General features: G+C 66.5%; 16 protein-coding genes. 3 read left to right on the forward strand and 13 right to left on the reverse strand.

All coding sequences use genetic code 11. The features are described from left to right. Window positions 1-2 precede the first annotated feature (2 nt). From LNV23_RS19330 to LNV23_RS19370, 9 genes are all read right to left on the reverse strand, one after another. On the reverse strand, window positions 3-398 hold the full coding sequence (locus tag LNV23_RS19330; protein WP_263564488.1) for a VOC family protein: 396 nt from the start codon (window positions 396-398) through the stop codon (window positions 3-5). Window positions 399-503: 105 nt separating this feature from the next. Beyond that, on the reverse strand, window positions 504-1196 hold the full coding sequence (locus tag LNV23_RS19335) for a helix-turn-helix transcriptional regulator (protein ID WP_263564489.1): 693 nt from the start codon (window positions 1194-1196) through the stop codon (window positions 504-506). A gap of 13 nt (window positions 1197-1209) precedes the next feature. Beyond that, window positions 1210-4029, reverse strand: coding sequence for an ATP-binding protein (locus tag LNV23_RS19340; RefSeq protein ID WP_263564490.1), 2820 nt, complete (start codon window positions 4027-4029; stop codon window positions 1210-1212). Then, entirely contained in the window at window positions 4029-4781 is a 753-nt protein-coding gene (locus LNV23_RS19345) for a hypothetical protein (protein ID WP_263564491.1), read from the reverse strand. The genes LNV23_RS19340 and LNV23_RS19345 overlap by 1 nt, the downstream gene beginning before the upstream one ends. Continuing rightward, entirely contained in the window at window positions 4778-6130 is a 1353-nt protein-coding gene (locus tag LNV23_RS19350) for a hypothetical protein (protein WP_263564492.1), read from the reverse strand. Before LNV23_RS19350 ends, LNV23_RS19345 begins: the two co-directional genes overlap by 4 nt. Window positions 6131-6185: 55 nt before the next feature. Further along, window positions 6186-8276 carry a putative bifunctional diguanylate cyclase/phosphodiesterase gene (locus LNV23_RS19355; RefSeq protein WP_263564493.1) on the reverse strand — a complete coding sequence of 697 codons (2091 nt, stop codon included), beginning with the start codon at window positions 8274-8276 and terminating at the stop codon, window positions 6186-6188. Between the two features lie 113 nt (window positions 8277-8389). Beyond that, window positions 8390-9016, reverse strand: coding sequence for a DUF1294 domain-containing protein (locus LNV23_RS19360; RefSeq protein ID WP_263564494.1), 627 nt, complete (start codon window positions 9014-9016; stop codon window positions 8390-8392). A gap of 115 nt (window positions 9017-9131) precedes the next feature. Beyond that, window positions 9132-10835 carry a DEAD/DEAH box helicase gene (locus LNV23_RS19365; RefSeq protein WP_263564495.1) on the reverse strand — a complete coding sequence of 568 codons (1704 nt, stop codon included), beginning with the start codon at window positions 10833-10835 and terminating at the stop codon, window positions 9132-9134. 553 nt (window positions 10836-11388) lie between these two features. Beyond that, window positions 11389-13674, reverse strand: coding sequence for an SNF2-related protein (locus LNV23_RS19370; protein ID WP_411910602.1), 2286 nt, complete (start codon window positions 13672-13674; stop codon window positions 11389-11391). 151 nt (window positions 13675-13825) lie between these two features. Between LNV23_RS19370 and LNV23_RS19375 the strand changes: the two genes are divergently transcribed. Then, on the forward strand, window positions 13826-14113 hold the full coding sequence (locus LNV23_RS19375) for a hypothetical protein (protein WP_263564497.1): 288 nt from the start codon (window positions 13826-13828) through the stop codon (window positions 14111-14113). A gap of 304 nt (window positions 14114-14417) precedes the next feature. Here the strand turns inward: LNV23_RS19375 and LNV23_RS19380 are convergent, their stop codons facing one another. After that, a complete protein-coding gene (locus tag LNV23_RS19380; RefSeq protein ID WP_263564498.1) occupies window positions 14418-16238 on the reverse strand; it encodes a chorismate-binding protein in 1821 nt (606 codons plus the stop codon). Window positions 16239-16285: 47 nt separating this feature from the next. After that, window positions 16286-16876: an oligoribonuclease gene (orn, locus tag LNV23_RS19385; protein WP_263564499.1), complete on the reverse strand. Its 591-nt coding sequence runs from the start codon at window positions 16874-16876 to the stop codon at window positions 16286-16288. Between the two features lie 59 nt (window positions 16877-16935). Between orn and LNV23_RS19390 the strand changes: the two genes are divergently transcribed. Continuing rightward, window positions 16936-18261, forward strand: coding sequence for a M48 family metallopeptidase (locus LNV23_RS19390; protein ID WP_263564500.1), 1326 nt, complete (start codon window positions 16936-16938; stop codon window positions 18259-18261). Beyond that, window positions 18258-19169 carry a ribosome small subunit-dependent GTPase A gene (gene rsgA / locus LNV23_RS19395; RefSeq protein WP_263564501.1) on the forward strand — a complete coding sequence of 304 codons (912 nt, stop codon included), beginning with the start codon at window positions 18258-18260 and terminating at the stop codon, window positions 19167-19169. The genes LNV23_RS19390 and rsgA overlap by 4 nt, the downstream gene beginning before the upstream one ends. 212 nt (window positions 19170-19381) lie before the next feature. On the opposite strand, the gene LNV23_RS19400 is transcribed toward rsgA, so the two are convergent. Then, window positions 19382-19660, reverse strand: coding sequence for a hypothetical protein (locus LNV23_RS19400; protein WP_263564502.1), 279 nt, complete (start codon window positions 19658-19660; stop codon window positions 19382-19384). A gap of 64 nt (window positions 19661-19724) precedes the next feature. Beyond that, complete coding sequence (locus LNV23_RS19405; RefSeq protein WP_263564503.1) at window positions 19725-20522, reverse strand: SDR family oxidoreductase; 798 nt, start codon at window positions 20520-20522, stop codon at window positions 19725-19727. Window positions 20523-20562 lie beyond the last annotated feature (40 nt).

Genomic DNA, 20562 nt, shown 5'->3' on the forward strand with positions numbered 1-20562 from the left:
GCTCATTGGCCGCCCGGCGCGAACACGCGCAGACGGTGGCCGTCGGGATCGCTGGCCGTGAAGGTGTAGCCGAAGTCCAAGGCGGTAGGCGTTTGCAGAACCGCCACGCCGCGTGCGGCCCAGGCCGCGTGCACCGCATCGACGGCGGCTGCGCTGTCCTGCACAAAGGCCAGCTCACTGCTGCCGCCCTGCCCCTCCGCGGCCGGCAACACCGTGTCACGAGCCCAGAGGCCCAGCATCAGACCCGAGGCCAGGGCAAACATGGCGAAGGTGGGCGAAGCTTCCACCGGATCTGCACCGAGGATCTGACGATAGAAGGCCACACTCGCTGCCGGGCTCTGCACATGGAGCAGCACAAAATGGGCTTGGCTGTGGAGGCTGGAATTCGCAGGATTCATGATTCAGGGCGGCTGCAAGCCAAGAGTTGAAAGAGCCGCCATGCTAGGAAGCGGCCCTGTCAATTTCTGGCAGCAGCAGGCAGCTCAGGCCGAACGCCGTTCAGCTCACTGCGCGGCAATGCCCTCAGCTTCTCGCCAGGCCTTGAGCAAGACCTGGCGCCGCTGGGGATAGCGCTCCTCCAGCACCTCCAAAGCCTCGATCTGGTCGCATCGAAAACTCCGACGCTCACCGCGCAGCTCGCACCAGGCCACCAGCACGCGGGCCTGGTCGAAGAAGCCCAAGGCAAAAGGCCAGACCACGCGCTCGCTGCTGCGCCCCTTCAAATCGCAGTAGTGCAAGCGGACCTTGCACTCCTTGCGCATGGCCGCACGCAAGCGGGCCAGCACCTGGTCCAGGCGCGGCAGCGGCTCGCCCGGGCCCACCAACAGGGCTGTGCTGTCCATCTCGTGGCGCAACTCGGCCGGCAGCACGGCCGAGATCTTGGCCAGAGCATGGCGCGCGGCAGCCGCCAGTTGCTCATCGTCGGCGCGACCGGCCACCCAACGCGAGCCCAGCACCAAGGCCTCGACTTCGTCGGCCGAGAACATCAGCGGCGGCAAGGTGAAGCCCGGCTTGAGGACATAGCCGAGGCCGGCCTCGCCCTCGATTTGCGCGCCCTGCACCTGCAGGGTGGCGATGTCACGGTAGAGGCTGCGCAGGCTGATGCCCAGCTGCGCCGCCAGGCTGGCGCCGGCCACCGGATGGCGGTGCCGACGCAGCAACTCCATCAAGTCCAGCAGGCGGGCGGCGCGAGACATCGCAACAGCGCGCTCAGTCGTAAATCGACTTTTCAGGCCGCCGCGCCAGCACCGCAATCGGCGGCGCCCAGCGTTCGCCACGCGGCTTCTTGCTGGTGACCAGGGTGATCTCGCTGGGCTCGAAGACCTCGACGTTGTGCGTGATCGGCGTGGTCAGCAGGTACTGCGCGCGGGTGGAGCGCAGGAAGTGGCCGACCAGCTGGATGTTGCGCACGTCCAAGTGGGCAAAGGGTTCGTCAATGAAAACAAAACCGCCCGGCGAGTCGTCGTCTTTCATCAGGCCCACCAGCAGGATCAGGCTCTTGAGCACCTGCTGGCCACCCGAGGCCTCGCCGTCGTTCAGGCCCACCTCACCCTTGCCGTCGAAGTTGAACTTGACCTGCAGCCCCGCCTGGGCGAGCACCATATCGTCGTTGTCGAGGTGCGGCAGTTCCGCTTGCGCCATCACGCCGGCCAACTCACCCAGCTCCTGCACGTTCTTCTTGTAGCGACGCACCGTGGCGCGCAGCACGTCGATGTAGCGCTCGCGGGCGTTGAAGGCGGCGATGCGGGCCATCTCATTGCTGGCGCGGCGGTCATCGAGCTGGGCGGTCTGTTCAAGCACCGACACACTCATGCGCGCATGGCGGTCCTGCACCTGCGGGTCGGTCTCCCAGACGCCGTTCTCGAGCTCCGCCTGCACATGGCGGCCGGCAATCTCGGCCTGCTTGGCGTTCTCGAACTCGTCGCGCAAGGCCTGCACCGTCGCGGGCGCGACCCAGGCGGCTGGGAAGCGTGCCTTGACCGCGCGTGACTCGCGCGCCTGGGCCAGCAGCTCGCGCTTGCGGCCCTCATGCTCGCGCTGAGCGCGGCCCACGTTCTCTTCGCTGGCCTTGAGGCTGGCCTGGGCCGACTCGTAATCGCGCTCGCTGCGGCTGTGCTGGGTCAGGGCGCGGTCGTGCTCGGCGTCGAGCGCGGTCATGCGGCCCGAGGCCTCGACGCGAGCCTGGCGCAAGGCCGGCAGACGCTCGCGAACAGCCGCAAAGTCCTCGGCCTTCTCGGCCAGTTCTTGCGCGGCCTTGTGTCCCTGGGCGGCACGCTGCGCATCCTTGAACTGGCGTTCGACCTCGGCCTGTTCCTTGGCGATGCGGCTCAGCTCCGCGTCGTAGCGGTTGAGCTCGCTCTCCAGGGCCTTGCGGCGCGACTCCAGGGCCGACACACCGAATTGGAAGTCACGCGGCTCGACCCAGAGGCTGCGGCCACCGCGGCCGTCCTTGTAATAGGCATCGGGCGTGATCCACTCACCGCCCACTTTGGCGCCGGCCTCGGTGTCCTTGACGCGGCGGATGCCGCCGAGCTGGCGAATCAGCCAGCCCGGAGCCTTGGCATTGAAACGCAGAGCCGCGAGCAGGGAATCGGGCGGCACACTGGCCGGCACGTTCTCGGCCTCGGCCACCACGTAATGGCGGTAGCGCTCACGCGAGGCCAGGGCAAAAGCATGGGCCTCGTCGCCGCTGCGCTGCAGCACCACCACCCAGCGCGAGGGCCGCAACATGCCTTCGGCGGCAGCGCGCCAAGCCTCATCGGCAATGTCGATGCAATCGGCCAGCACATGGTGGGCAATGCCGGCGTCGTCCAGCGCGCGGCGGAAGCGCGTCACCTCGGCCGGCGGCGGCGGCAGGCGCTGGCCGCTCAGGGCCTCCAGCGCAGCCTGGGCCTTGCGGCTCTGGTCATTGGCGCGGGTGAAGCCCTCGCGCAGGCGGTGCTGCTCGCCGCTGAGCTGCTCCACGCGCTGGGCCAGCTCCTGCGCATCGGTCTCAACAGCGGCCAGGGTGCGCAGCTCTTCCTCGCGCTTGGCCAAGAGCTCCAGCGGCCGCTCGGCCTCGCGCGCGGCGTCAAACGCGGCGCGGGTCTGGCGGCGCTCGGTCTCCAATTCCACCAGGCGTTGCTTGGCGCGCTCCTGCGCTTCAAACAGGCCATGCAACTCTGCACGCCGCGCCGCCTGCTGGCGCGCATCGGCGCCGGCAAACAGGCGCTGGCGGTGCAGCTCGCGCAGGCCCTGGGCCGTGCGCGCACGGGCCTCGCTCCACTGCAGCACCGGCAGCACCTCGGTGGCCAGGCGCTCGCGCTCCTTCTGGCGCAGTTGGTACTGCTGGAAGCTGTTGACGCGGTTGGCCAGATCGGACAGCTGAGCCTGGGTGTGTGAAAGCTCGTGCGTGGCCTGCTCGACTTCTTTCAGCAAATGCTGCTGATGGCTGCGGGCCTGGTCGTAGCGGTCGAGCACCTCTTGATCCCCGAAGACTTCGAACACCAGGCGCAGCAGCTCCTTGGGGCTGAGCTCGCACAAGCGATCGGTCTGGCCTTGCTCCAGGGCCAGCACGCGGCCGATAGCGCGGGTCAGGCCAGCCGCTTCCAGGCGGCGGCGCCAGGCTTCGATGCCCATCCAGTCCTTGTCACCGCGCTCGGCCAGGGCCTCGATCTCATGGACACCGTCCATCATCATGTAGCGGCGCTGCCAGTCGCCACCGTGGCGCTCGATGCGGCAGACCAGGGTCACCTGGTCGGCATAGAGCAGGGAGCTGGCAAAAGGCCGCGAGCTGTTCTGGCGGCCACGCGGGCGGTTGTCCACCAAGGCGCGCAGCCAGGCGCTCTCGGCATTGGCGTGGCGGGCATAGGTCTTGTAGGTGCGGCCGCCCGAGCATTCCAGGCCTAGCAGCGTGCGCATGGCATCGAGCAAGGTGGTCTTGCCCGAGCCATTGGGGCCGGCGATGGTGATGATGGCGCCGTCCAGCGGCATGCTCACCCGCCGGCAGTAGTCCCAGTGCAGCAGTTCCAGCGATTGCAAGTGAAACATCAGGTCTCGCTCTTCTTCTGTTCTTGTTCGGGCAGGGCTTCCGCTTCCAGTTCTGGATCGGCCACCGGCACTTCGGGCTGACGCGCCTTGGCAATGGCCGCGGCAATCTCCGGGTCTGTGCTGCGGGCCAGCACATCACCCAGGGCGCCGTCGAGGATGCGTGGTGCCAGGGTGTCGTAGTCCAGCAGCAGGTCCAGCAGCGGGCCTTCGGCGATGTCCTCGCCGCGCCGGGTGATGAAGCCGTTGCGCTCGAGCAGCTTGAGGTTGCTGTCCAGGCGCATCTTCTTGCCCAGCTGGTTGCCGAAGTCGGCCAGCAGGCTGCGGTAGCTCAGGGTCGGGCTGACGCTGGCCGCCGTGGGCAGGGGCTTGTCGGTGGCGAACATCTCGTTCTGGCCCAGCTCTTTCGCATCGGCACGGGCGACTTGGCGCTGGCGCTTGGGCAGCACGATCAAGGACCACAGCACCACCAGCAAGGCAACACCGTCGCGCGGCAGATCGAGGTTGTTGTTGGCGGCGAGGCCGGTCTCGCCAAACACCGCCGCTTCGGCCGGGCGCAGCATGGCCAGGCTGATGTGGTCGGCGTACAGATTGTCGATGACGCGCAGGCCGACGGCGGCCAGGCGCTGGCCCAGGGCCGTCCAGACCTCGGTGTCGATCAGGGCGCGGCGCACCAGCGGATGGCTGCGTGGCAGCCAGCGGCGGGCCAGCAGCTGCGCAGCCAGGGCGGCCGCGTCGTCAAGAGCAGCGCTCATGCTTGGTCTTCCTTCGGATCTTGTTGTACTTCTTGTTGTTCTTCTTCACTGCCCTCGGCCGCCGGGCGGCGCAGCACGCCGCGGCTCATCCAGCGGATGTGCTCATCGTCGCTGGTCGCCTGCTCGGCCGACCAGTGCACACGCCAGGGCTGGCGCGCCATATCGCCGGTGGCGCCATTCAGATGCTGGGCCTCGCGGTCGCCAAGCAAGGGCAGCAGCTGCGCGCGGTAGCTGGCCAGGGCATAACTGCCGCCCAGCACGGCCGGGGCCAGGTCTTGCTCGACCTCGCCCGCCTCGCTCCAGCGCGTCAGCAAGGCCTGCATCAGGCCCATTTCCGGCGGCAGACTCATCACCGCCAGCTGCCCTTCGGGGGCCGCCTGGGCGCTGGGCAGGGCCTCGGGCGCGGGCGCGGCCGGACGGTCGCGCTCGAACTCCGCCTCGGCGGTGTCCAAGAGCTCATGCTGAGCCACCAGCACCGGATGCACCGGGCGCGACAGCGCGCCCAACGACAGGTTCTCCAGGAAATGCACGTTCTGCAGCCAGCGCCGGACATCGGTGGTGGTGATGCCGGTGGAGCCGAGCGTCACGCGCTGGCGGTCGGCCTGCTGCAGGGCGCGGTTGAACTGGCTGGCCATGGACAGCAGGCGGGCCTGTGCCAAGCCCAACTCGCGCGCTAGACGCTCCAGCCGGGCATTGCCCTGCTCCTGGGCCTGCACCATGATGGCCGAGAGTGCCTCGCTGGCCTTCTCGACCAGGCTGAGCGCGCGGCCGAAGCGCTGGCGGGCGCGGCGCAGGTGAAACTCCGAGCCGCTGGCAATCGCGTCGGCGAATTCGTCGTAGAGGCGCGAGAGCTGGGCCTGCAAATGCTGCAACTGGGCCGGGTCCAGGGTGCCCAATTGGTGAGCACCGGCCACATTGGCCAGCAAGGCACTGAGGTCGGCGTCCTGCTGCACGCTGCTGTTGAGCAGGGGCTGCAAGAGGCCCAAGAGCTGCTGAGCCAGGGGCGTGACGCCGTAATGCTGATTCGAGCCGTCCCAGGCCAGCAGATCCGCCTCGCGCAGGCGCTTGAGTACCAGCTCCAGCGGCTCGTCGCGCAACATATGGAAATGCTGGTTGAGCGCTTCACGACTGATGCGCGAGGCCGGCATGGCCATCACTTCCAGGAACACCCAGACGCGCAGTTTGACCAGGCTGGCCGGGCCGTGAAACAAGGCGCGCAGGCCGGCCATCAGGCCATCCTGGCGCTCCATCTGCCACAAGAGCTGCGCCTCACCGGGGGCAGCCGCGTCGCGAAAAAAATCTTCAAAGCGAGCTTCGTCTTCGCTCGCTGGGTTTGGGGTCTCCCGCATGGCGGCGATTATCCCCGCTGGCGCACCCTTTTCTGGCCAGACCCGGGCCGGAAGTTCAGAGCTGGTCCAGATCCACGGTGTCGCCGAACAAAGACGCGCGGAAGGCCGGCGCCGAATTCTTGTCGTCGGTGGCCCAGAGCAAGATGGCCTGGGCCGACATGGGGCGTGCAAACAGATAGCCCTGCAGCTCATCGCAGCCCATGTTCACCAGCACCTGCTGCTGGCCCTGCGTTTCCACCCCTTCGGCCACCACCCGCAGGCCCAGGGCGTGGGCGAGCTTGATGACGGCGTCGACCACGGCGCGCGCATCGGCGCTGGTCACGAGATCGGTGACGAAGGCGCGGTCGACCTTGAGCTCCTGGGCCGGCAGCTGGCGCAGATAGCTGAGCGAAGAATAGCCGGTGCCGAAATCATCGATGGACAGATGCACGCCCAGCTCACCGAGACGGCGGAAGGTGTCCTGGATGGCCTGGGTGTTTTCCATCACCACCGACTCGGTGATCTCGCAGGTCAGCAAGGTCGGATGCATGCCCGAGGCTTGCAAAGCGCTTTGAATCCGTTCGACGATGTCGGCCTGGCGCATCTGCTGGGCCGAGAGGTTGATGGCCACGCGCATGCGCAGGCCGCTCTCGCGCCAGATCTGGGCTTGGCGGCAGGCCGCATCGATGACCCAGTTGCCGAGCTCGCGCATGAAGCCGAAGCGCTCAGCAATCGGGATGAAGATCACCGGCGACACCATGCCGCGGCTCGGGTGGTGCCAGCGCAGCAAGGCCTCGGCAGCCGTCACCTCGCCGCTGCGCGCATCGATCTTGGGCTGGAAGTACAGCTCCAGCTGATCGCGCTCGACGGCATGGCGCAGATCGCGTAGCAGATCCAGCTGCTCGCGGCTGTCGCCGTCCATGCCGGCAGCATAAAAACAGTAGCAAGCACCGCCGAGGCGCTTGGCCGCGCTCTTGGCCGCGTCGGCACAGGCCAGCATGCGTGCCTTGCCGCCGTCCAGCGGGTAGCGGGCGATGCCGGCAGAACAGGAAATGGCCAGCTCGCGCCGATCGAGCAGATACGGCCGCGCCAGCTCCGCCAGCACCCGCGCGGTGAAGCTGGCCACCGCCTCCTTGCTGCTGGCATCGGCCAGCAGGATGGCGAACTCATCACCGCCGATGCGCGCCGCCACATCGCCGGCACCCAAGCAGGCGCGCAAGCGCTCGCCGGCCAGGCGCAGCAAGGCGTCTCCCTTGTCATGACCGAAACTGCTGTTGACCGGGTTGAAGCCGTCCAAATCAAACAGCAGCAAGGCCAGCGGCTGCTCATGGGCATCGCTGTTCACCACGGCGAGGGCAAGTTGCCGCTCCAGGCCCAGACGGGTGGCTAGACCAGTCAAGGGGTCGATGAAATGCGCCTCGCCTTCCTTGTCGGCCGCAAGTTGCAACTCACCAACATGGCGCAAGAGGGCCGGAAGACCTCGGGTCGCCAGCAACAAGAACAGGAGCAGCACGGCTTCGCGCGCCCCCAGACCCCAGGCCGGCCAGGCCTCCAGTGCGGCCTGCAAGCCCGGCTCGCTGGCGCCCTGAACCAGCCGCCAAGCCAAGGGCAGCCCCGCCACCGCACACATCAACAGACAGCGCAGCGCGCGCGCCAGATGCGATCCACCGTTGATCCACAAGAGCCCGGCTGCCGCGAGCGAGGTCGCGACACCGAAGGACAGGGCACCTGAATTGCCCTGGGTGAACCAGGCCTGCAGTGCGCCCAGGATCACGGCGGCCAGCAAGGCCAGACCGCGAAAGCTGGACGTCAAGGCGCGGCGCGGCTGCAAGCCGGCCAGCAGGGCCTGCGCCCCGCAGAAGGCCATAGCAAAGCTGGCCAGAACGGCCTCGGTGCTGGTGAGCTCGCCAAGCCAGGGCCACCACAAGGCCGCAGCAAACAAGAGCGCACCGAGCCAACGACTGCGCGGCACCCCTCGTGGACGGACATGCAGCGTGAGCTGCACGCGAGCCAGTGCGCCGGCCAGCAAGGCAGACGCACTGTTCAGCAGCAACAGGCCGGGCACGAGGGCAAAGAGAAAAAGCGCCAACGAGCCACGGATCAGCGGCCAACTCGAGGGCAGCGCCTGTGCCACCCAGGCACTCCAGCCAGCACTCAAAGCCTCCATGGCGGCCCTCGGCGACAAACGAATGTGAACTTCCCCATGAGGCCGTAGCCTAGCCGGAGTGCTGGGGAATGGCGGCGCCAAAATGGACCGAAATGCCGATCCATTTTGCTGCGTCAAATCGGGCCGAAGCCCAGCGCCGCCCACAGCAAGGAGCGCAACGGGGTGAAGATCAGGGCGAAGGCGAAGCAGTTGCCCCAGACCGTGAGCCAGAAGCGGCGCCGGAACACAGCCTTGCTGCTCTTGTGGCGCAGGACGGACTGCGCCAGCAAAGCACCGGGCCAGCCGCCCGCCAAAGCCAGGCCATGCAAGGTGCTTTCCTTGACCCGCCACTGCCCCAAGCGGGCGGCGCGCTTGTCACCGGCGTAGACGATGAAGCTGGCCAGGCTCAGGGCCATATAGCCACCCCAGAGCGCCGGCGGCAGGCCCCAGAGCAAGTGGCAGACCAGGTAGACCGCGGCAAAACCCGGGATCAAGAGCAGCCCGGCCGTGCCCGCCGAATTTCTAGGCCGAACAGAGATGGGCGCGCGCGGCCGGCGCACGCGCAGGGCGCGGCGCCGACCCTGGCCATCGACACCGGGCTCGAAGCTGAAGCGTTCGCCCTGCCGCGGGCGCTCGGTCAAGAGTTCGAAATCATGCAGCCTGACGAAGAGCCGGCTCGGCTCCGAATCGCCGCGCAGAAAGCCACAGCCCTTGGCGTCATCCCATTGGATCAAGGTGGCGGTTTCACGGGGCGCGGCCATAGCGAACTCAAAAAGGGGATGCTGAAAACAAAAAGGCCCGCTGAGCGGGCCTTTCCATCTTAGAGCAGCGGGATGGCTGCTCTGGGCTCAGCGGCCGAAGCCGCCGTTATTTGGCTCAGCGGCCAAAGCCACTTCGGCGCGGGCCGGCCGGGCCGCCACGCTTGGCAGCCGGGCCGCCAGGGCCGCGGGACTCAAAGCCACCCGGGCGACGGTCAGCACCAAAGCTGGGCTTGCCACCGAAGGAAGGCTTGTCGCCGAAGCTCGGACGGTCGCCACGCGGGGCGAACGCGGGCTTGTCACCACGCGGGGCGAAGCCGGCATTGCCGCGGTCGAAACCGCCGCCAGCGGGGGCGCGGTCAAAACCACGATCGAAGCCACGGTCGGCCGGGGCACGGTCGAAAGGACGGGCATCGGGGCGGAAGTCACCACCGCGCGGCTCGAAGCCTTGCGGACGGGCACCGCCGTCACGGTTGTCGCGCACAAAGGGGCGGCCGCCGTCACGGTTGAAAGGCTTGGCGCCACCGCCGAAGCTCTTGCCGCCAAAGCCGGGCTTGCCACCCCAGCTCGGACGTGCACCACGGTCTTCAAAACCACCGGCGCCAGCGGGCCGGGGCGGGAAGATGCGCGGCTCTTGCGACTTCGGCTCCAACCCTTCGATCTGAGCCGAAGGAATGGTCTGGGTCGTGAACTGCTGGATGCGGCGGATCATGGACACATCGTCACGCGTGGCCAGAGTGACAGCCAGGCCTTCGCGACCGGCCCGGCCGGTACGGCCGATGCGGTGCACATAGTCCTCGGCCTTCATGGGCAGGCCGTAGTTGATCACGTGGGTGATGGTGGGCACGTCGATGCCGCGGGCGGCGACGTCGGTGGCCACCAGCACGCGCACTTCACGACGGCGCAGAGCCATCAACACGCGGTTGCGACGACCTTGCGGCATGCCGCCGTGCAAAGGAGCCACGGCATGACCCAGCTCTTGCAGACGCTCAGCCAGCCAGTCGGCGTCGCGCTGGGTGCTGGTGAAGACCAGGGCCTGGTCGACATCCTTGTCGGCCAGCAGATGCTCGAGCAACTGGTCCTTGTGGTTGTTGTTGTCAGCCCAGTGCAGACGCTGGGTGATGTTCTCGTGGGTGTCGGTGTGCGAAGCCACATCGATGCGCTGCGGCTCGCGCAGCAGCTCGTTGGCCAGGCGGCCGACGTGACCGGCGAAGGTCGCGCTGAACATCACGGTCTGGCGGGTGGCCGGGATGCGGTCAGCGATGAACTTGATGTCATCGATGAAGCCCATGTCCAACATACGGTCGGCTTCGTCCAGCACCAACATCTCGACGTTGTCCAGCACGGCCTTGCCGGACTGGATGTGGTCCATCAGACGGCCGGGAGTGGCGATCAGGATGTCCAAAGGGCCGCTCAGCTGACGCAGCTGCAGGGCATAGGGCATGCCGCCCAGCACGGTCGACAGCTTCAGGCCCTGGATGTGGCGGCCGTAGGTCTGTGCGGCCTTGGCCACTTGCATGGCCAGCTCACGGGTGGGGCACAGGACCAGGACGCGCGGGCCCAGAACCTTGCCTTTTTCGCGGCGGGTGTTCTCGCCACCAGCGGCAGCGGCCGCAGCGGTGCGAGCGTCCAGCACCTTTTGCAGGGCCGGCAGGATGAAGGAAGCGGTCTTGCCGCTGCCGGTGCGCGAGGACACCATCAGATCCAGGCCCTTGAGGCCGGCGGGGATCGCCAGGGCTTGCACTTCAGTGGCGGTTTCGTAACCGGAATCTTTCACGGCACGCAACAGGGACTCGTGCAAACCTAGATTTTCAAAGCTCATATCTTCTTTCAACAAAGCCATGCCCCGCCTCGCAACAACGAGACGAAAACACGCGCCTGCCACGCAGCAAAATAATGCGTGTCAAGCCAGTAAAGTCGCTGGGAGAAAGCTCGCGTCGTGCACCGGGACTTGGGAGACGGCAAAGCAAAGCCGTGAGGTGCCAGGTGCGGCGCCGGGGGAACAGTCAAAGCGACGGCATCGCCGCCGACCGAACCCGAAGGGTGTCCAGCACACCATCCCGGTAAGGGATGTTCACGAAGCCAGGGCGGAGCCCGGGGATTCGTGTCACTGAGCGCAACATGCTCGAAAACGCCTTGCGGAGTTTCGACTGTGGTCAGCGGCCTGAACGAGGTCAGAGGAGACGAACGAATTGCAGAGCAGCTTCAGCTGCAAGCAAGTCCATGACTATAGCACACTAGGGTTTTCACGGAAGCTTCATCAGGCCGTCAAAGACAGAAATATCTGCATTTGCGAAATGAAATCGCCGGAATGCAGAGCGGGCGTGTGTAATTCACGCCCGCTGCTGCTACCTGGAGGCTGAAGCCAAGCCGGATCAGTCGGCCGGCCACAAGGCCAGGAGATCAACCAAGGCCTGCATGAAGGCAGCCAAGGCCTGACCCTGAAGCACCTGCAGGCCAACATCGCCATCCAGGCTGCAAGCGGGCAAGGCTTCACTGCCGTCCTGGAGCTGCAGCAAGGCAGACTCGAAGCCACCTTGCGCCTGCAACTGCACCAGCGGCAGGCCGCGTGAATCGTCATCGGCCACGCTGGCCAGACGCTGTTCCAGCACGTCCTCGCCCCAGGCCAGCTCGAGGTTGAGCAGGCCGCAACGCGGCAGCTGCAGATCCAAACCTTGGGCGGCCGCGTCGCTGCACAGCAGCACGGTCGCACGCGTCTCGTTGCGCCAGCGCTCGGCCAGCGCACGGCGCTGGGCCAGCGGCTGTGCCGCCTGTATTTGCACACAGGCAATGCCGGCCGACTGGAGCACCGGCTGCAGCAAGTTCAAGGCGTCATCCCACTGGCTGCATACACGCAGGCGTTCCAGCGCCCTGCCCTGCAGCTCGCGCGCCACAGCCGCCACGGCGATCAGCTTGGGTGCATCGCTGAGGCGCCCCGCATCGGCCTGCCCGACCAAGAGCTGCGGGCTGATGGCCAGACGGCGCAGGTCTTGCAGCAGACGCAGCAGTTGCAGCTGCTCAGCGCCCGAGACAAAGCCACTGCGCTGCCAACGGCTGACACTGCGACGCAACTCATTCAGCAGCGGCGCCTGCAAGGCCAGCTGCGCTTCGCTCAAGGGCAGCGCCCGCAGTTGAACCAGGGCCAAGGGCAGATTGGGCAGCAGCTCAGACTTGGCCCGGCTGAACACCAGGCGCTCCAGCGTCTCATCGACATCACCCAGGGCCATGAAGCCCGAGACGCGGCCCGCGGCATCGCGGTGCACATGCTCGGCCAGGAAGTCCGCCAGAGCGCCTTGGCGGTGGCAATCCAGCATCTCGACCAAGGGCAACAAGATTTGCGGCTGGGCATTGAGCAGTTGGCTGCTCAGCATCAACACAAAACCGCCGCGATCCAGCTGCTGCAAGCGCGCCAGTGTGGCCGCATCCAGGCGCTGGGCCTCGTCAATGATGATGAGCTCGGGCGCGTAGGCCTGCAGCAAAGTCAGGTCCTGCTGCAAGGTGTTGAGCGCAGCGATCTTGATCTCACCGGCCGCGTCCAATTGCTCGCGACGCGTCGACGCATCACCCCAGATCAAGCCGGCGCGGCGTGCGCTCAGGCTCTGGGTCTCACTGAGCCAGCGGGTCTGCGAAGACTCGGCGCACAACACCAGCACCCGCTCGACACCGAAATGGCGCAGCATCAACTCGGCCGCGCCCAGCGCTTGCGCGTACAGGCCCAGGCCCAGGTCATCGGCCACCAGGCTGCGGCCGGCGCAGACCGCAAACAAGGCGGCCTCCAACTGGTAATGCGGCAAGGGCAGCTTGAGCAAATTGCGCAGGCCCGGGCTGTCAAACAGCTGCGGGTAGGCTTCACCCAGCAGACGCACGCGCTCGGCGGCGTCGCCAGCCAAAGCCAGCTGCTCCCACACAGCCGCATCCACGCGCAGCTCATGGCCCAGCTCAGCGGCATGCTGCAGCAACTGGGTCAGGACTTGCACGCCCTGGCGCTTGCCTTGCTGGATGGCACGCAGGCCAGCCTGCACCTCGTCTACCAGCTCCGCCGGGCAAGCCGGCGACTGGCGCCACAAGAGCTGACGACGCGCACCGCCGCTCAGCCCCAGTTCGCTGTACTCGGCCTGCCAGCCCGCAGCCAGATCAGCGCGCAACTGACTCAGCAGGAACTGGCTGTGTTCGCAGCTGCCGTTCTCACTCAGGGCAAAAGCCTGGCAGCTGCACAGCACATCACGCGGACGCGGACCGCGCAACTGCAAGCTCCAGGGCTCGCCGCCCTCGATGGGGCTGACCAGGTAACGGCCAAACAGCGCTGCATCCTGTGCTTGCAAGGTGAAGCGAACCGGCGCGGGCGGAGGGACGGGAGCCGGTTTGGCTGCAGGCTTGGGGGCCGCCGCTGGCGCAGGGGCCGCCACAAGCGGGGCGGCAACAGCCGCCGTCGCAGGTGCGAGCTTTGGCAGCTTGCCGGTCTTGCCCTTCTTCTTGCTGGCCGTGGCCAGCACCTCAGGCACTGCAGCCTCCTCAGCCGCCGCGGCCTTGGCCTTTGTCGAGCGAGCTGCCGGGCTGCGCACTTCCTTGACGACGGGCTTGGCAGCCTCCGCCACTGGCGTCTTCCCAGCAGGCTTTTTCTTGGGCTCGCTCAGCACGACTGGCTCTGCCGGCGCGGGCATCGCCACGGCTGGAGCTTCGGACGGGTTCTTCTTGGCTGAAGCCTTTGCAGCAACTTTGGGGGCGGCCTTTTCCGAAGACTTTGCAGCGGACTTGGTCACTGGCTTGCTAGCAACGGGGACCGGCGCTACGACTTGCGCAAGCTCCGCAGCTTTGCCGACCGCCCGGGTTGACTTGGCCGGCAGCGTCTTCTTGGCGGCAGCCGGTGCGGGCAGCTCGGTCACGACTTCGGCTTTCGCCTTGGACTTGGGCTTGGCCTCGGCTCGGGCCGGCTTCTTCGCCGCGGCCTTCTTGGCTGAAGCGGGAGCGGGCAACGATGCCGCTGCCGGCTTGGCTGTTGCAGCGGCCTTCTTGGCGGCTGCCTTCACCGGGGCTGCTTTCACGGCTGCTTTGGGCGCCGCCTTTGCTGCCGCCTTTACTGCTGCCTTCACTGCCACCTGAGCTGCGACTTTGGCTGAAGGCTTTGCTGCGGTCTTCACGGGCGCCTGTGCCACAGTTTTTGCCGCAGTTTTTGCAGCTGCCTTTACGGCGACTTTTGCCGCCACAGCAGTCGGCGCCTTCTTGGCCACGACCTTGCTTGGCTTCTCGGCCGCAGTTTTGACGGCGGCCGGAGCCGCGCTCTTGGCCTTGGTTTTTGCAGGCGCTTTGGGTGCGACGGGAGCAGCTTCGGCCGCAGCGCGCGGTTTGGATTTGGTAGCCATGGGAGATTGTTTGGTTTCGCGAAAGACGAGGCGGGGCTCTGGTCTCAGAGCAGCGCTTCGTCTGGGTTCAGCAAGCGGGCAGGACACCAGCCACGCAAGCTGTTGAAAAAGGCAAGGGCTTGGGCGCGTTGCAGATCGCTCTTCATGAGCCGCGCTTCACGCAGCCGCCCTTCTTGCAGCAGTTGTTCTCGGTAAACACCGGGCAGCAGCCCGGCTTGCAGGCCTGGCGTCAGCCACTGCCCCTCAATTTGTAAGGCGATATTGCCAAAGCTGCACTCGGTCAGTTCACCGGCCGGGTTCCACAGCAAGACATCGAAAGCCTCGGCAGGCTTGCTTGCGACGAAGGCCTCATAGATCTCGCGCCGCGTGGTCTTGTGCTGGATGAACTCGGCCGCCGCCCCTTGCGAAGCGATGGCCCGTGCAGCCAGCGCGAGTATCACGCAATTTGGTGTCGACTCCAGCGGCGTGGCCCGCAATTGCAGGCCCTGTTGCGCGCAAAAGCTCAGGCGCACACGCCAATCGCCCACCGCATGATCGACCGCCAACTGCTGCAAGGCGGCGCGAACTTCGGGCAGGCGAGGCTTGAGCCCGAAATGCTGGCAGCTGCGTTGCAGGCGGCTCAGGTGGCCGCTCAGGCGAACAAACTCTCCACCGGACAAGCGCAGTGTTTCCAGCGCCGCCACGGGCGCCTGCGCGCGCAAAAGAAAGCGTGCCTTGGCCCGCCACTCGGCCACTTCCGCGCCCGCCTCGGAATCGAGCGTGATGGCGCTGCCCACGCCGGCCTGCAGATCCTGCTCTCCGGCCTGCTCGACGGTCCGGATCGGCACATTGAAGGTCGCCACGCCACCGGGCTGCAACAGACCCAGGGCACCGCAGTACCAGCCGCGCGCCTGCCCTTCCAGCTCGGCAATGATTTCCATGGCCCGGATCTTGGGTGCGCCGGTGACCGAGCCGCATGGGAACAGGGCCGCGAACAACTCCGACAGGCGCAGGCGCGACCGGCTGACCGCGGTGATGGTCGAGGTCATCTGCCAGACCGTCGGCAAGGCCAGCAGCTCGAACAAACGCGGCACGCGCACGCTGCCCAGCTGGGCGACCCGGCCGATGTCATTGCGCAGCAGGTCGACGATCATCAGGTTCTCGGCCCGCTCCTTCTCGCTGGTGCGCAGATGAGCTTGCGCCGCCTCGTCTTCGGCCGCGTCGCGGCCGCGCGCGGCCGTACCCTTCATGGGCTGGGCCGCCAGCAACCAACTGCTCTGGGCGTCGGGCACCGGGCGCCAATCGAAGAACAGCTCGGGGGAGACGCTGGCCACCTGGGCCTCGCGCAGAAACAGCGAAAAGCCGCCGGGCTGGCTGCGGTGCAAGGCCAGGAAGAACTGGGCCAGATCCACCTCGGCGCTCAAGCGGGAACGCAGGCGCGTGGTCAGATTGACTTGGTAGCAATCACCGCTGCGTATCCATTCGCGGATGCGCTCGATCTGCCCGGCCTCGTCCGCTTCGTCCTGCGCGTCCAGCCAGTCACCCGTCAGCAGGCCGGGCGAAGCTGCAAGAGCGGGCCACTCGGAAGGCGCGCCGTCATAGACCGCAAACTCGGCCAAAGGTCCGCTGCCCGCTCGGGCACACATGGCCGGATCCAGCGCGACGGCCGCCTCGTAGCGCAAGCCTCCCAGCACCCAGGCGCCAGCCCGGCTGGCCTCATGGGCGGCGTCAAGCACGCTGGCGACCTCTTCAGGGCGGTGCGCGCGCAGCCAGCGCGAGGGTGGCTGATAGAAGGCTCCACGCACCCGCTCGCCGTCTTCCCGGGCCAGCGGATGGCGGGGGAAATCAAAGGCCGCCCACAGTTCGGCGGCAGCCGGTTCAGCCACAGGCAATCACCCTCGCCGAAAACGCTGAAGTGGTCACGGTGACAGGTTCACAGCGACAGAAACTGCTCGCGGTAATAAGCGAGCTCGTCGATGGACTCGTGAATGTCAGCCATGGCGGTGTGCGCCTGGGCCTTCTTGAATCCGTCCAGGATGCCCGGCTTCCAGCGCCGCGCCAGTTCCTTGAGTGTGGAGACATCAAGGTTGCGGTAGTGGAAGAACGCTTCCAGCTTGGGCATGTAGTTGGCCAGAAAGCGGCGGTCCTGGCAGATGCTGTTGCCGCACATCGGCGATTTGCCGGCGGGCACATATTGCTTGAGGAAGGCGATGGTCTGGGCGACGGCCTCATCCTCGCTGATGGTCGAGGCCTTGACTCGGTCGATCAAGCCGCTGCGGCCATGGGTGCCCTTGTTCCAGGCATCCATCTTGTCCAGGGTTTCGTCGCTCTGGTGGATGGCGAAGACCGGGCCTTCAACGCGCACATTGAGCTGCGCATCGGTGACCACCACCGCGATCTCGATGATACGGTCGGTCTCGGGGTAGAGGCCGGTCATTTCCAAATCGATCCAGATCAGGTTCTGGTCGTTGACGGGCAGCACGGGTGCGGCATCGGCCGGCGCGGATGGGGTCAGGTCGCTCATGGGCAGGGCTTTCTATGCAATCAGTGCGGCGCATTGTCGCAGCCCTACACTTGCCACCCATGTTTGCAAGCCTATCCCCGACCCTCCACCCCACCGTGCTGAGCCTGGCCTTCGCCCTGGCCCTGCTGCTGTCCCTGGGCCTGAAGCTCTGGCTGAGCAGCCGCCAGGTGCGCCATGTCATGCAGCACCGCGGTGCCGTGCCGCCCGCTTTTGCTGCCACCGTGCCGCTGGCCGCCCATCAGAAAGCGGCCGACTACACCGTGGCGCGCAGCCGCTTCGGCCTGCTCAGCCTGGCCTTCGACAGCGCCCTGCTGCTCGGCTGGACCCTGCTCGGCGGCCTGGATCTGCTCAACCATTGGGTGCATGCCGCGACGGCCGAACGCTTCGGCCCCATGGGCTACCAGCTGAGTCTGCTGGTGGCCTTCACCTTGGTGGGCAGCCTGCTGGACCTGCCCTGGGAGCTGTACAACACCTTCCGCATCGAGCAGCGCTTCGGCTTCAACCGCATGACGCTCAAGCTCTATGTGGCCGACGCGCTCAAGGGCACCCTGGTCGGCGCCCTGATCGGCCTGCCGATTGCGGCCCTGATTCTGTGGCTGATGGGCACGGCCGGCCAGGCCTGGTGGCTCTGGGCCTGGGGCAGCTGGATGGGCTTCAACCTGCTGATCCTGGTGCTCTACCCGACCGTGATCGCTCCGCTGTTCAACAAATTCACGCCCTTGCCGGACGAGGCCCTGAAGGCGCGCGTCGAAGGCTTGATGCAGCGCTGCGGCTTTGCCTCACAAGGCCTGTTCGTGATGGACGGCAGCCGCCGCTCGGCGCATGGCAATGCCTATTTCACCGGCTTCGGCCCGGCCAAGCGGGTGGTGTTCTTTGACACCTTGCTGCAGCGCCTCAACGGCAGCGAGGTCGAAGCGGTGCTGGCCCATGAGCTGGGCCACTTCAAACACCGTCATGTGCTCAAACGCATGCTGACGATGTTCGCGCTCAGCCTGGCCGGTTTCGCCCTGCTGGGATGGTTGTCCAGCCAGGCGGGCTTCTACATCGCCTTCAATGTGCAACCCAATATGGCGGCGCCCAACGATGCCCTGGCCCTGCTGCTTTTCATGCTGGTCGTGCCGGTCTTCGCATTCTTCTTCACACCGCTGGGCAGCTTGATGTCACGCCGCGACGAGTTCCAGGCCGATGCCTACGCCTGCGCCCATGCCAGCGGCTCGGAGCTGTCCTCGGCCCTGCTCAAGCTCCATGAAGACAATGCCGGCACCTTGACGCCAGATCCGGTCTACGCGGCGTTCTACTATTCGCACCCACCGGCCAGCGAACGCCTGGCGGCCATTGCGCAGCACCCTTCTTCCGCCGCTGGTCTGCAGGGCGCCGCGTCGTGAGCGGCAAGTTTTCACAACTGGACCTGGGCCTGGTGGTGCGCGGCCACGGCCGCCACTACATCGTTGAAGACGCCGAAGGGCAGCGCCGCGTCTGCCACCCGCGCGGCAAGAAGAGCGATTGCGTGGTCGGTGACCAGGTGCGCTGGGCGCCCTCGGGTTCAGACGAAGGCGTGATTGAGGCGGTGGAGCCGCGCCGCAACTTGCTGTTCCGCCAGGATGAATGGAAGACCAAGAGCTTTGCTTCGAACCTCGACCAGCTGCTGATCCTTGTGGCGGTGGAGCCCGTGTTCAGCGAAAGCCAGCTCTGCCGCGCCATGATCGCGGCCGAGAGCGCCGGCATCGCCACCACCATCGCCCTGAACAAGACCGACCTGCCCGGCACGGCCCATGCCCGTGAACGCCTGGCCCCCTATCGCGCCATGGGCCTGCCCATGATGGAGCTGGCCATGAAGGCCGACCCCGAAGCCGCGCGCGCCCAGCTGACGCCCTGGCTCAGCGGCAAGCGCAGCTTTGTGCTGGGCCCCAGCGGCACCGGCAAGAGCACCCTGATCAATCTACTGATTCCTGACGCCAAGGCCCAAGTCGGCGACATCTCGATCGCGCTCAACTCGGGCCGGCATACGACCACGACCACGCAGTGGTACTGGGTCGACGCGGCGCGTGAGAGCGCGTTGATCGACTCGCCCGGCTTCCAAGAATTCGGACTGCACCAAATCGACCCGGCCACCCTGGCGCGGCTGATGCCCGACATGAGCGCCCACGCCGACCACTGCCGTTTCTACAACTGCAGCCACCAGCACGAACCCGGCTGCGGCGTGCGCGACGCCGTGGCCGCCGGCCAGATCAGCGCCTCACGCTACCGCATCTACGGAGAGATCCTCGCCGAGCTGTCCAACAAGCGCTACTGAGTCTGCAGCTGGCTGAATTTGAGCGATGGCGGCTCCCGGCGCATAGCGGTAGTTCAAATGCAACCACAGAGGCACAGAGGCACAGAGCTAAAACCAATTCGGCTTTGTATTTCTCTGTGCCTCTGTGCCTCTGTGGTTGCCTTTGGTATTCGGCTGCTCTGTGCCGCTTGCAGTCAATTCAGCGCCGACCTCCACCCACGGCACGGCACGGCTCAAGGCAGGCGCGGGCTCCCAGGGCTGACCTCGCGGGCCTCGACATCGACCACCTCGCCCATGGGCTGGCGGGTGCGACGGGCAGCAAAACCAGGTCGTGCCTGACGGGCGCGCTGGAAGCGCCCCATGTCAATGACGGGCTTGCGGCCGCGCAAGAGGCTCCAGATCAGCAGGCCGATCACGGTCAGCACCGCCACCGCCATCAGGCTCAGCACCAGCACGACAGTGGCCACAGCCAGGACCAGGCGGAAGATCAGGGAAATGAGGGCGGAGAACAAGGTCAGACCTTCGTGGTGATTGAAACGGCAAAACGAAATTCAGATCGGGGCATTGAAGCGCAATTCAACCCCGGCCGACAAAAGGCATGGTCGTGGCCATGACGGTCAAGCTTTGCACATTGGCCGACAAGGGCAAGCTGGCCATATAGAGCACGGCGCTGGCGACATGGGCGACATCCATGGTCGCCTCCACAGCCACAGCGCCATGGGCCTGCGGCACCCCGCGGGTCATGGGAAGTGCCATCTCGGTCAGGGCGTTGCCAATGTCGATCTGGCCGCAGGCGATGTCAAAAGCCCGGCCATCCAGGGACAAGGACTTGGTCAAGCCGGTGATGGCATGCTTGCTGGCGGTGTACGGAGCCGAGTTGGGGCGCGGCGCATGGGCGGAAATCGAGCCGTTGTTGATGATGCGGCCGCCTCGCGGCTGTTGCTGCTTCATCATCCGGACGGCGGCCTGGGCGCACAGAAAAGCGCCACTGACATTGACATCAAGCACCGCACGCCATTGTTCAAAGCTCAACTCATCGATGGGCAGCGCGGCGGCACTGACCCCGGCGTTGTTGAACAGCAGATCGAGCCGGCCCCATTGCTGACCCAGTCGCTCAAAGGCGGCAGCAACCTCGGCCGGCTGGGTGACATCCGCCACCAGCAGCAGGCAGCTCCGGCCGCCCTCGCCGGCCAGGCTCGCGGTCTGCTCCAGCGTCTGCAGGCGCCGGCCCAGCAAGCCAACCCGGTAGCCGGCCGCCAACAAGGCCAGCGCTACGGCCCGGCCGATGCCCGAGCCTGCACCGGTGACCAGGGCCACCGGGGACGTTTCAGCCGGCGCAGTCGGGCTGCTGCTTTCAGAAGTACGGGGACTCATGGCAGTGGAATTCAAAGTTATGGAACGAAGGCCCACGGGA

It is taken from the genome of Kinneretia sp. DJ1R-11 (assembly GCF_025717595.1).
Taxonomy (GTDB): Bacteria; Pseudomonadota; Gammaproteobacteria; order Burkholderiales; family Burkholderiaceae_C; genus Paucibacter_A.

Excerpts from the sequence above, each read along its gene's own strand:
- LNV23_RS19330 (WP_263564488.1), bottom strand. The coding sequence starts at position 398 with ATGAATCCTGCGAATTCCAGCCTCCACAGCCAAGCCCATTTTGTGCTG.
- LNV23_RS19335 (WP_263564489.1), bottom strand. The coding sequence starts at position 1,196 with ATGTCTCGCGCCGCCCGCCTGCTGGACTTGATGGAGTTGCTGCGTCGG.
- LNV23_RS19340 (WP_263564490.1), bottom strand. The coding sequence starts at position 4,029 with ATGTTTCACTTGCAATCGCTGGAACTGCTGCACTGGGACTACTGCCGG.
- LNV23_RS19345 (WP_263564491.1), bottom strand. The coding sequence starts at position 4,781 with ATGAGCGCTGCTCTTGACGACGCGGCCGCCCTGGCTGCGCAGCTGCTG.
- LNV23_RS19350 (WP_263564492.1), bottom strand. The coding sequence starts at position 6,130 with ATGCGGGAGACCCCAAACCCAGCGAGCGAAGACGAAGCTCGCTTTGAA.
- LNV23_RS19355 (WP_263564493.1), bottom strand. The coding sequence starts at position 8,276 with ATGGAGGCTTTGAGTGCTGGCTGGAGTGCCTGGGTGGCACAGGCGCTG.
- LNV23_RS19360 (WP_263564494.1), bottom strand. The coding sequence starts at position 9,016 with ATGGCCGCGCCCCGTGAAACCGCCACCTTGATCCAATGGGATGACGCC.
- LNV23_RS19365 (WP_263564495.1), bottom strand. The coding sequence starts at position 10,835 with ATGAGCTTTGAAAATCTAGGTTTGCACGAGTCCCTGTTGCGTGCCGTG.
- LNV23_RS19370 (WP_411910602.1), bottom strand. The coding sequence starts at position 13,674 with ATGCCCGCGCCGGCAGAGCCAGTCGTGCTGAGCGAGCCCAAGAAAAAG.
- orn (WP_263564499.1), bottom strand. The coding sequence starts at position 16,876 with ATGAGCGACCTGACCCCATCCGCGCCGGCCGATGCCGCACCCGTGCTG.
- LNV23_RS19390 (WP_263564500.1), top strand. The coding sequence starts at position 16,936 with ATGTTTGCAAGCCTATCCCCGACCCTCCACCCCACCGTGCTGAGCCTG.
- LNV23_RS19405 (WP_263564503.1), bottom strand. The coding sequence starts at position 20,522 with ATGAGTCCCCGTACTTCTGAAAGCAGCAGCCCGACTGCGCCGGCTGAA.